The 9204-nt window shown below is 69.6% G+C and carries 12 protein-coding genes; 8 read left to right on the top strand and 4 right to left on the bottom strand.

What is annotated here, in order from left to right; translation table 11 throughout:
* Window positions 1-437: ABC transporter permease (locus MFF42_RS16660; RefSeq protein WP_238256747.1), on the top strand; the 437-nt coding region annotated here is incomplete at its 5' end.
* A gap of 401 nt (window positions 438-838) precedes the next feature.
* On the opposite strand, the gene MFF42_RS16665 is transcribed toward MFF42_RS16660, so the two are convergent.
* Both MFF42_RS16665 and MFF42_RS16670 read right to left on the bottom strand, forming a co-directional pair.
* Complete coding sequence (locus MFF42_RS16665; protein WP_238256748.1) at window positions 839-1105, bottom strand: hypothetical protein; 267 nt, start codon at window positions 1103-1105, stop codon at window positions 839-841.
* 265 nt (window positions 1106-1370) lie between these two features.
* Window positions 1371-2096 (bottom strand): sulfate transporter family protein, encoded by a 726-nt coding sequence (locus MFF42_RS16670; RefSeq protein ID WP_238256749.1) that lies wholly within the window; start codon window positions 2094-2096, stop codon window positions 1371-1373.
* A 163-nt stretch (window positions 2097-2259) separates the two neighbouring features.
* Between MFF42_RS16670 and MFF42_RS16675 the strand changes: the two genes are divergently transcribed.
* The 3 genes from MFF42_RS16675 (at window position 2260) to MFF42_RS16685 (ending at window position 5402) form a co-directional block, all read left to right on the top strand.
* Window positions 2260-3213: a Kelch repeat-containing protein gene (locus MFF42_RS16675; protein ID WP_238256750.1), complete on the top strand. Its 954-nt coding sequence runs from the start codon at window positions 2260-2262 to the stop codon at window positions 3211-3213.
* 87 nt (window positions 3214-3300) lie between these two features.
* Complete coding sequence (locus MFF42_RS16680) at window positions 3301-4659, top strand: flavin monoamine oxidase family protein (protein WP_238256751.1); 1359 nt, start codon at window positions 3301-3303, stop codon at window positions 4657-4659.
* Between the two features lie 104 nt (window positions 4660-4763).
* The gene (locus MFF42_RS16685; protein ID WP_238256752.1) at window positions 4764-5402 is read left to right on the top strand and encodes a cyclic nucleotide-binding domain-containing protein; all 639 of its coding nucleotides are present in this window, start codon (window positions 4764-4766) and stop codon (window positions 5400-5402) included.
* A 3-nt stretch (window positions 5403-5405) separates the two neighbouring features.
* On the opposite strand, the gene MFF42_RS16690 is transcribed toward MFF42_RS16685, so the two are convergent.
* Entirely contained in the window at window positions 5406-5825 is a 420-nt protein-coding gene (locus MFF42_RS16690; RefSeq protein ID WP_238256753.1) for a cupin domain-containing protein, read from the bottom strand.
* A 173-nt stretch (window positions 5826-5998) separates the two neighbouring features.
* Between MFF42_RS16690 and MFF42_RS16695 the strand changes: the two genes are divergently transcribed.
* A complete protein-coding gene (locus MFF42_RS16695) occupies window positions 5999-6172 on the top strand; it encodes a hypothetical protein (RefSeq protein ID WP_238256754.1) in 174 nt (57 codons plus the stop codon).
* A gap of 198 nt (window positions 6173-6370) precedes the next feature.
* Here MFF42_RS16695 and MFF42_RS16700 read toward each other — a convergent pair whose 3' ends face one another.
* On the bottom strand, window positions 6371-6670 hold the full coding sequence (locus MFF42_RS16700) for a hypothetical protein (protein ID WP_238256755.1): 300 nt from the start codon (window positions 6668-6670) through the stop codon (window positions 6371-6373).
* A 276-nt stretch (window positions 6671-6946) separates the two neighbouring features.
* On the opposite strand from MFF42_RS16700, the gene MFF42_RS16705 reads away from it, so the two are divergent.
* The 3 genes from MFF42_RS16705 to cysT all read left to right on the top strand — a co-directional run.
* Window positions 6947-7093: a hypothetical protein gene (locus MFF42_RS16705; protein ID WP_238256756.1), complete on the top strand. Its 147-nt coding sequence runs from the start codon at window positions 6947-6949 to the stop codon at window positions 7091-7093.
* A gap of 236 nt (window positions 7094-7329) precedes the next feature.
* Window positions 7330-8379: a sulfate ABC transporter substrate-binding protein gene (locus MFF42_RS16710; protein WP_238256757.1), complete on the top strand. Its 1050-nt coding sequence runs from the start codon at window positions 7330-7332 to the stop codon at window positions 8377-8379.
* 4 nt (window positions 8380-8383) lie between these two features.
* Window positions 8384-9204: sulfate ABC transporter permease subunit CysT (gene cysT / locus MFF42_RS16715; RefSeq protein WP_238256758.1), on the top strand; the 821-nt coding region annotated here is incomplete at its 3' end.

The following is a 9204-nucleotide window of genomic DNA, read 5'->3' on the forward strand; positions in this document are numbered from 1 at the left end:
CCCCGGCGGTCGGCCTCGGCACGGGCGCGGCGCTGGTGATCGCCTACACGCTGCGCTTCCTGACCATCTCGGTCGGCGCGGCGGAGGCAGGGTTCGCTCGCATCCCCTCGACCCTTCCCGACGCGGCGCGGATGCTGGGGCGCGGGCGCTTCGGGACCTTGCTGGCGGTGCAATTGCCGCTGGCCTGGCCGGCCGTCCTGAGCGGGGCGCTGCTCGCCTTCGTGGACATGGCGAAGGAACTGCCGGTGACGCTGCTTCTGCGCCCGCTCAACGTCGAGACCCTCAGCACGCATCTCTACGGCGAGGCCGCCCGCGGCACCTATGAGGACGGTGCCGCGAGCGCGCTGCTGATCGTGATGACGGGACTGATCCCCGTCGCTCTGCTGCTGCGCCTCGACCGAGGCGCCGCGCCGCGGCAGCGCCGACCGGAGGCGTGACCGGGTCGCTACATGCCGCCGAGCAGGACGTTCATCGATCCCACGACGGTCATCACGAGGCCGCAGGCGAACACGGCGATCATAGCGTAGGACACGGGCTTCAGCTGCATGCGTGGTCAACTCCTTGCGATCTGTGATTCCGCCCCGGCCCGACCCGCCGCGATGGCCGGGATGCCGAGGGGCCAGGAACGAGGCCGGAATGGTCCGGCTCCTCCATCAACGACGAAGGCGGCCGGCCATTCCATCGAGAGGACGGGAAAAGTGCGTCGAGACGAAGAAGATCGCCTCGACTCGCGAAGATGTGAGGCTCAAGCGGACGTTAAGGGCGAAAAAATTCCGGCAAATATCGGAATTTGCACAATATCACGACGCTCTTTCACTCCGCTTGACCGGTTCATGCCTTAGCAGCGCGTGCCGCCGGACGTCTGGCCATACTGCTTGACGGGGAAGTTCTGCTGGTTCGCGTTGCCCTCGGACGCCGAACTCATCGGGCAGCGGGTATGCCGGGGACCGTCGTGGACGCCGAGAGACCCCGTAACCGGCACATCGAATGGCATGTCGAACGGCACGGGCCTGCCGTCCCCGTCATCGAAGGCCGTCGCGGATGAAACGGGAGCGGCGACTCCGATCAGGATGGCGGCAACGACGGCGCAAATCCGGTTCTTCATATGATCTACAATCTCTTTCTCAGCGCTTACCCCATCGGGAAAGCATTTTCTCCTCTGGTTATACTGATATAGGCGATGAAATTCGGGCAGGACGTGCAGAGCCGCACTCGCAGACAGGGATTAAATTCGACGCTCGACTTGCGCCCTCGCCTCGGAGAACGTCAGACTGCTGCGGCGCCACGCGAAACCGGCCGCTTCCTGCCGCGGACGCAGTTCCACCGGGCATGAGCTCCGGCGTCCGCCGGCCGCGCTCGGTGGGCGCGGGTCAGCGCCGGTGCGGCAGGCGCACGTCCGTCCCGCTCGGACCGGGCAGCGCCCGGCGTTCGAGACCCTTGTGCAGGTGGACCATCAGCGCGACGCCGAACAGCGGCGTCACGAGGTTGACGATCGGCACGATCATCAGCCCGGCGAGCAGGCAGCCGGCGGTGATCACCGTGAACCCGTAATGCTCGCGCATCGCCCGTGCCTCCGGCAGAGGCCGGAAGCGGCCGGCGGCGAGTTCGAAATACTCGCGCCCGAGCAGGTAGGCGTTGGCACCGAAGAAGGCGAAGAGGTTCACCCCCGGCACGAAGACGAGGATCAGCGCGACGAGGTTCACGAGCAGGGCGAGGCCGGCGAAGCGGATCGCCGAGCCGAGCGCCTGCCCCCAGGGCAAGGCGCGCCCCGGCGCGTCGGTTGGGAAGTCGCTGCGCTCGACCACCTCGGCGACGTCGTCGAGGAAGAAGCCCGCCACGAGGATCGACACCGCGGGCATGATGTAGGCCAGCGCCACGAACAGCCCGGCGCCCGCCAGGAAGAAGGCGAGCGTGTCGAAGAACGGGTAGTCGGCGGAGATGTGGTGGCTCGTCTGGAACGCCTGGATCAGGCGCGTCAGCCCGAACCACAGCACCACCAGCAGCCCGACCGTGAGCGCCAGCGACTTGAACAGGATGCCGCGCAGCGCGGGCGAGAATACCTGCCGCAGGGCTGCGGCGGCGGCCTTGATGAGCATCGTGCCCTTCGATCCTTCCGATGATCTGCACCCGCCCGGGCCGGGTTCTCGCCGCTCCGCCCGGCCTGCGCAAGTGTCGCGTCCGGGAAACCCCTGACGAAGGCGGGCTCTTGAGAGCGATTGACGCGTTGCTCTGGGACGAAGAACCGCCGGAGCCCCGCGCATGGCACGCCCGTTTCTCTCCCCCGCCCTCTGCTTCGCCATCCTCCTCGCCGCCGCACCCGCCGGCGCCCACGAGGTCGGGGCCTGGGCGGGCGCCAGTTCCGCGCCGGCGGAGCGGTCCGAGGTCGCGGTCGCGGCGCTCGACGGCAAGGCCTACGTCATCGGCGACTACAACGGCGCGACCGACCTGCTGATCTACGATCTCGCCGCCGATTCGTGGAGCAAGGGCGCCCCCTTCCCCTACCCCGTCCATCACACCATGGCGGCGGAGAAGGGCGGGCGGATCTACGTGTTCGGCGGCTACGTCAACGGATGGGAGGCGAGCGACCGGGTCTGGGCCTACGATCCGAAGACGAATGCGTGGGAGGCGCGCGCGCCGATGCCGACCCCGCGCGCGGCGGGCGGGGCGACGCTCGTCGGCGAGAAGATCCACGTGGTCGGCGGCAGCGGGTCGGGGCGCGGCAACGTCCGCTCGCACGAGGTCTACGATCCCGCCGGCAATGCCTGGAGCAAGGCGGCCGACCTGCCGACGCCCCGCGACCACCTTGCGGTGCAGACGGTGGAGGGCCGGATCGTCGCCAGCGGCGGCCGGGTCGACGGCGATTCGGGCAAGAACCTCGCGGCCAACCAAGTCTACGACCCGGCGACCGACGCCTGGAGCGAGGCGGCGCCGTTGCCGACCGCGCGCAGCGGCGTCGCCTCCGCCGTGCTCGGGCGCGAGGTCCTCGTCATCGGCGGCGAATCGAACCGCAGGACCTACGACGAGGTCGAAGCCTTCGACCTGCCGGCCAATCTCTGGCGCGCCCTGGCGCGGCTTCCCACCGCCCGCCACGGTTTCGGCGCGGTCACCTACAAGGGCCGCATCTACACCCTGACCGGCAGCCCGCGGCCGGGCGGCGACCGGTCCGGGACGGTCGAGGTGCTCGATCCGAAGGGGGCCGCCCCGGCCCGGTGAGCGGCCGGGCGCAGGCCGCGGCGCTTGCCGCGGCCGGGTCCGCGGACGACATGAGGGCCGCCGCCCTCCCGGATCCGCATCGACACCATGCTCTCCTCCCCCGAGCACGCCCGCTTCCACCCGACCGTCGCACCGCGCCTCGCGCCGCTTCCCGCCTCCCCCGACGTGCTCGTGATCGGCGCGGGCGCCGCCGGCATCGCCGCGGCCCGTCGGCTGATCGAGCGCGGCCTCTCAGTCGCGGTGCTCGAAGCGCGCGACCGGGTCGGCGGTCGGGCGGTGACGACGCGGCTGCGCGGACACGCCATCGATCTCGGCGCGCACTGGCTGCATGCCGGGCCGATCAACCCCCTCGTTGCCCTGGGCCAAGCCCGCGGCGAGCCGCTGCGCCGCGCGGCACAGGAGCAGCATCTCTGGATTGGGCGTCGGCCGGGGCGGGCCGCCGAGGAGGCCGCCTTCTCCCGCGCCTTCGACGTCGCCGACCGGGCCATCACGCACGCCGCGACCCGCTCCCAGGACGGGCCGGCCTCGAAGGCGCTGCCGCGCCATCTCGGCCCCTCGGGCGAGCGCATCGCCCGCGTCCACGCCCTGGTCTCGGGGCGGCCGCTCGACGAGGTGTCGCTGCACGACTGGCCGAGCATGGAATACGGCGACAATTTCTTCGTCGCGGGCGGCTACGGCGCCTATCTGGCGCGGCTGGCGCTCGGACTGCCGATCCGGCTCGGCTGCCCCGTGACCGGCCTCGACTGGTCGGGGCCGGGCGTGCGGGCGCAGCTCGCCGATGGCGGGCGAATCGCGGCGCGGGCCGCCATCGTCACCGTGCCGGTGCCGGTGCTGCAGGCGGCCTTCCGCTTCGATCCGCCCCTGCCCCAGCCCGCCCGCGCGGCCATCGACGGGTTCCTGGCCGGCATCTACGAGCACGTCGTCCTGCACTGGCCCACCGCCCCGTTCCGGGGCCGCGACCGGCTCGCCAGCGTCGTCGGCGGGCGCCACAAGCCGCCGGGGATGCTGACCCGGATCGACGGCACGCCGTTCCACTATTTCGAATTGGACGCCGCCTTCACCCGCGCCCTCGATGCCGCCGGGGCCGGGGCCGACGGTGCGCGGCGCCGCGCCCGCGCGGTGCTGGCCGACCATTTCGGCCGCAACGCCCTGGCCGACCTCGCGATTCCGGCCGTCACCGCGTGGCGCCACGATCCCTGGTCGCGGGGCTCCTGGGCGGTGGTTCCCCCGGGCCACGCCGCGTCCCGCACGACGCTCCAGGAGCCGGTCGGTGAGCGGATCTGGTTCGCGGGCGAAGCGAATTCCCGCGCACAGTGGGGCACGGCGGGCGGCGCCTACGAGGAAGGGCTGCGCGCGGCCGACCGCGTCGCCGCCACCCTTGCCGCCACCCTTGCCGACAACGCCGCCGAGCCGTTCCTCGCGTCGGAACTGCGCGCGAGCGCCTGAGCGCTCTCCCCTTGCATCCCCCGCCCGGATGGGCGAACCGCCGACGTGACAGGCGCAGAAGCGCCCGCCGGAGCGAAGGCCGGCCGCGAGCGGGGGGACATGCGATGAACTGGGTCGAGGCGATCGGCTATCTCGGGACGGCGCTCACCGTCGCCTCCTCGGCGATGGGGACGATGATCCCGCTGCGCATCGTCGCCCTCTGCGCGAGCTGCGCCGTCATCACCTACGGATTCCTGATCGGCAGCGTGCCGGTGATGCTTACCGAGGCGATCCAGATCCCCTTCAACGCGTGGCGCCTCTACGAAATGGTCCGCCTCGTGCGCGAGACCGAGCGGGCCGCCTCCGGCGACCTCTCCCTCGATTGGCTGAAACCCTTCGGCACCTTGCGGCGCTTCCGGGCCGGCGAGGTGCTGTTCCTCAAGGGCGACGAGGCCAAGGAGATGTACCTGATCGAGAGCGGGCGCTTCCGCATCGCCGAGCACGGCCTCGACGTGCGGCCGGGCCAGATCGTCGGCGAACTCGGCATGCTCTCGCCCGGCAACCGCCGGACCGGATCGCTCGCCTGCGTGGAAGCCGGCACCGCTCGCTGCCTGTCCTATTCCGAGGTCAAGCAGCTCTACTACCAGAACCCGGAATTCGGCTTCTACTTCCTGAAGCTGACGAGCGAGCGCCTGTTCCAGAGCGCCGCCGAAGCGGCGGGCACGGCACGCCCCACGGCTTCGGCCGGCAGCGACGTGCTCTGAGCCTCAATCGGACTGCCGCATGAAGCTGTCCGGCGTGCCCGTTCCGGCTTCCACGAACTGGATGTCCCGCGGCCCGCGCCGGGGCGTATCGACCGACAGGAACACCACCGGCTCCTCCAGGATCTCCGGCACCGAATGCACCACGCCGCGCTTGAAGAACACCAGCATGCCCGGTCCGACCTCGACCGGCGGGTCGTCGCCGAACTGCATCCGGCAGCGACCGGAGAGGGCGTAGAGATACTCGTCGCAGGTCGTGTGGTAGTGCGGCGGCGTCGGCCGGTAGACCCGGAAGACGCGGGCGCTGGCCGTCTCGTCGTCGGTGAAGCGGTGATCGGCCACCATGGTCGCCGCCGTCTCGGGCAGACGGCGCACGCTCTCGGCCACGTCGAACACCGCGTGGCCGGCCGCTCGCTCCTTGCCCATGCTCCGGCACTCCAGTTTGTGAAGCCGGAACTATGCCTCCGCGGACGACCGGTGCACAGGGGCCGGCAACCCACGCGTTTCATCAACGGACCGGAAATGTTAGGAAAAGCGGTGCCGCACGGATCGCGGCCCGGACAGCGATGATGCGGGGATACGAGGGAAACGCCCAGGTCATGGCGGACGTCGCCGCGGTGATCGAGCAGGCGCAGCGCGAGGGTCGCGATCTCGCGACGGCCCTGCGCATCGCGCGGGTGACGCTCGCCTATGTCAGCGGCCCCGAGCCCGAGCCGGATCAGGCCCGGGCCCTGGAAGCGCTCGACCGGCAGCTCCGATCGCTTGCTGAGTAGAGCCGGATCATCCCGCCGCCTGCACGATCAGCGTCACGGCGCCGAACAGCAGCACGGCGAGCACCGCAACGGCCATCAGGATGAGGGCGGCGCGCGATTCACGAAGCTCTCGGTTGTCCATGGACGGAGCTTAAGCGAGGCCGCCCACCAGGCATAGCGCGACCGATCGGCTCCTGGATACGCCGCCGCGCGACTGTCTCAGGAGCGCCTGGCCTGGTGACGTGGCCCGAGAACCACGATGTCCTCCGGGCAGACGCCGCTTTCCACGCGCTTCGCGCGCGGCGTCAGGGTCCCGTGCAGGGGCCGTACCGACCAGCGGCCGTACCAATCGTCGGACGGCGAGAAGCGGGACAATTCCGGTGAGACCGGGCCGCCTCCGAAAGCCGCCGCGCGGAGGCAGGCGAAGCGCGCCTCGTCGGAGCCGTCGGCGAGCAGGCCGAACAGGATCGGCTGCGGGTCGCGGTTCGAAGCGGTCTCGGCGCAGTGGGTCGGCGACATTGAAAAAGGCTTTCGCGAGGGAAGATCGGATCGTCCGAAAACGGGACGGTCGCCCGCATCCTTGCAAATCCGGCGCCTCGAGTCCGCGTCTCGCCTCGGAGCGTTTGCTCGCGCGGGTGGGAACGGCTGCAACCCTGGCTCGTCCTTTGCCACGCTCGGGCCGAGACGGCCCGATGAGACGCCCGATGTTCCGCGATGGCACGCATCATCACCGGAACGGCAAGTCGAGCGCCCCCTGGGGGTCGAACCGGCCTCGAGACGAAGAGAAGTCCTTCGATGAAGCGAACGTTCGAAACGCTCCTGCGCCCGCTCCAGGGCCACTTCGCCACCCTCGGCCTGCTCGCCGCCTTGGTCGTCACCGTGACATGGTGGTTCATCGTCGCCCGCGGCGTCTGGCTGGCGGTCGAATGGGTCTCGGCCTGACGCAGCAGGATGCAATCACCGAAAAACGTTCTTTCGATAGAACAGAACGAAATTGGATGTTCCTTCCCTAAAGTTCTCCAGGCCGTAGAATATTGTTGTGCAGCCACTACCGAAATGGGGCACTCAGGAGCGTTGATCGGCGGATCAATTCTGTGACGCAGCTTGACATCGTTCTTTAAAACGAACACTTCCTCGTCACGGGCGGGCGAAACCCCGCGACGCGGAGGCGAGACGACGTGTTCGACGGATATCCGATCAGGCTCGGTGCAACGCCGCATCGGCGGGCGGCCCTCCTCGGGATCGCCATGGCCGCATACGTCGCGTCCCTCGGCGGCGCCATGGCGCAGACCGAAATCCTCAACGTCTCCTACGACCCGACGCGCGAACTCTACCGCGAGATCAACGCGGCCTTCACCGAGGAGTGGAAGGCCAAAACCGGCGAGACGGTCACCGTGCGCGCCGCCCATGGCGGCTCGGGCGCGCAGGCCCGCACGGTCATCGACGGCATCCCCGCCGATGTCGTAACCCTCGGCATCCCCTCCGATATCGACGCCATCGCCAATCTCTCGAAGAAGATTCCAGCGGACTGGCGCACCAAGCTCCCGAACGAGGGCCTGCCCTACACCTCGACCGTCGTCTTCCTCGTCCGCAAGGGCAACCCCAAGGGGGTGAAGGATTGGGACGATCTGGCGAAGCCCGACGTGAAGGTCATTACCCCGAACCCGAAGACGTCGGCCGGCGGGCGCTGGAACTTCCTCGCCGCCTGGGGCTACGCCTACGAGCGGGACGGCAAGAACAAGGAGAAGGCCAACGCCTTCGTCGGCCAGCTCTACAAGAACGTGCCCGTGCTCGACACCGGCGCCCGCGGCTCGACCGTCACCTTCGCCCAGCGCGGCCTCGGCGACGTGCTGCCGACCTGGGAGAACGAGGCCTTCCTCGTGCTGGAGGAGTTCGGCAAGGACAAGTTCGACATCGTCGTGCCGCCGACCTCAATCTACGCCGAACCGCCGGTCGCGCTCGTCGATGCCAACGTCGACAGACGAGGCACCCGCAAGCAGGCCGAGGCCTATCTCCAGTTTCTCTACAGCGACAAGGCGCAGGCGATCTTCGCCAAGCACCATTACCGCCCGATCAAGCGCGAGGCGGCCAAGCCCGAGGATCTTGCACAACTGCCCGAGATCAAGCTGTTCAAGATCGAGGATCTCCAGGGCTCCTGGGACACCATCCAGAAGGCGAACTTCGACAATGGCGGCCTGTTCGACCAACTGAGCCGCGCCGGGCGCTGACCGCGTGGTCGAGCCCGTCAAACCCCGGCGGCATTTCCGCCAACGCAGCGTGATCCCGGGCTTCGGGATCACGTTCGGCTACACGCTGACCTGCCTCGGCGTGATCGTGCTGCTGCCGCTCGCCGCCCTCGTGGTGAAGGCGTCCGGTCTCGGCCTGTCCGGGATCTGGGACGTCGCGACCGACCCGCGGGTGGCCAGCGCGCTGCGGGTGAGCTTCGGCGTGTCGCTGCTGGCCGCGCTCACGGCCTCGGTGTTCGGCGGCATCGTCGCCTGGGTGCTGACCCGCTACGACTTCCCCGGCCGCAAGCTCGCCGACGCCGTGGTCGATCTCCCCTTCGCCCTGCCGACGGCGGTGGCGGGCATCGCGCTCGCCTCGCTCTACGCCCCCAACGGGCTCGTCGGCGCGCAGCTCGCCAAGGTCGGCATCGAGGCGGCCTACACGCCGGTCGGCATCTTCATCGCCATGGTCTTCATCGGCCTGCCCTTCGCAGTGCGCACGGTGCAGCCGCTGATCGCCGAGATCGACAAGGAGGTGGAGGAAGCCTCCGCCATCCTCGGCGCGTCGCGGATCACCACTCTCGTGCGGGTGGTGCTTCCGCCGCTGATCCCGGCGGTGCTGACCGGCTTCGCCCTCGCCTTCGCCCGGGGCGTCGGCGAGTACGGCTCGATCATCTTCATCGCCGGCAACCTGCCCTACGTCTCCGAGATCGCGCCGCTGCTGATCGTCATCAAGCTCTCGGAATTCGATTACGCGGGGGCCAGCGCCATCGCCGTGATCATGCTGGCGATCTCCTTCGTGACCCTGCTCGCGATCAACCTGATCCA

The organism is Methylorubrum podarium, from assembly GCF_022179745.1.
Taxonomy (GTDB): Bacteria; Pseudomonadota; Alphaproteobacteria; order Rhizobiales; family Beijerinckiaceae; genus Methylobacterium; species Methylobacterium podarium.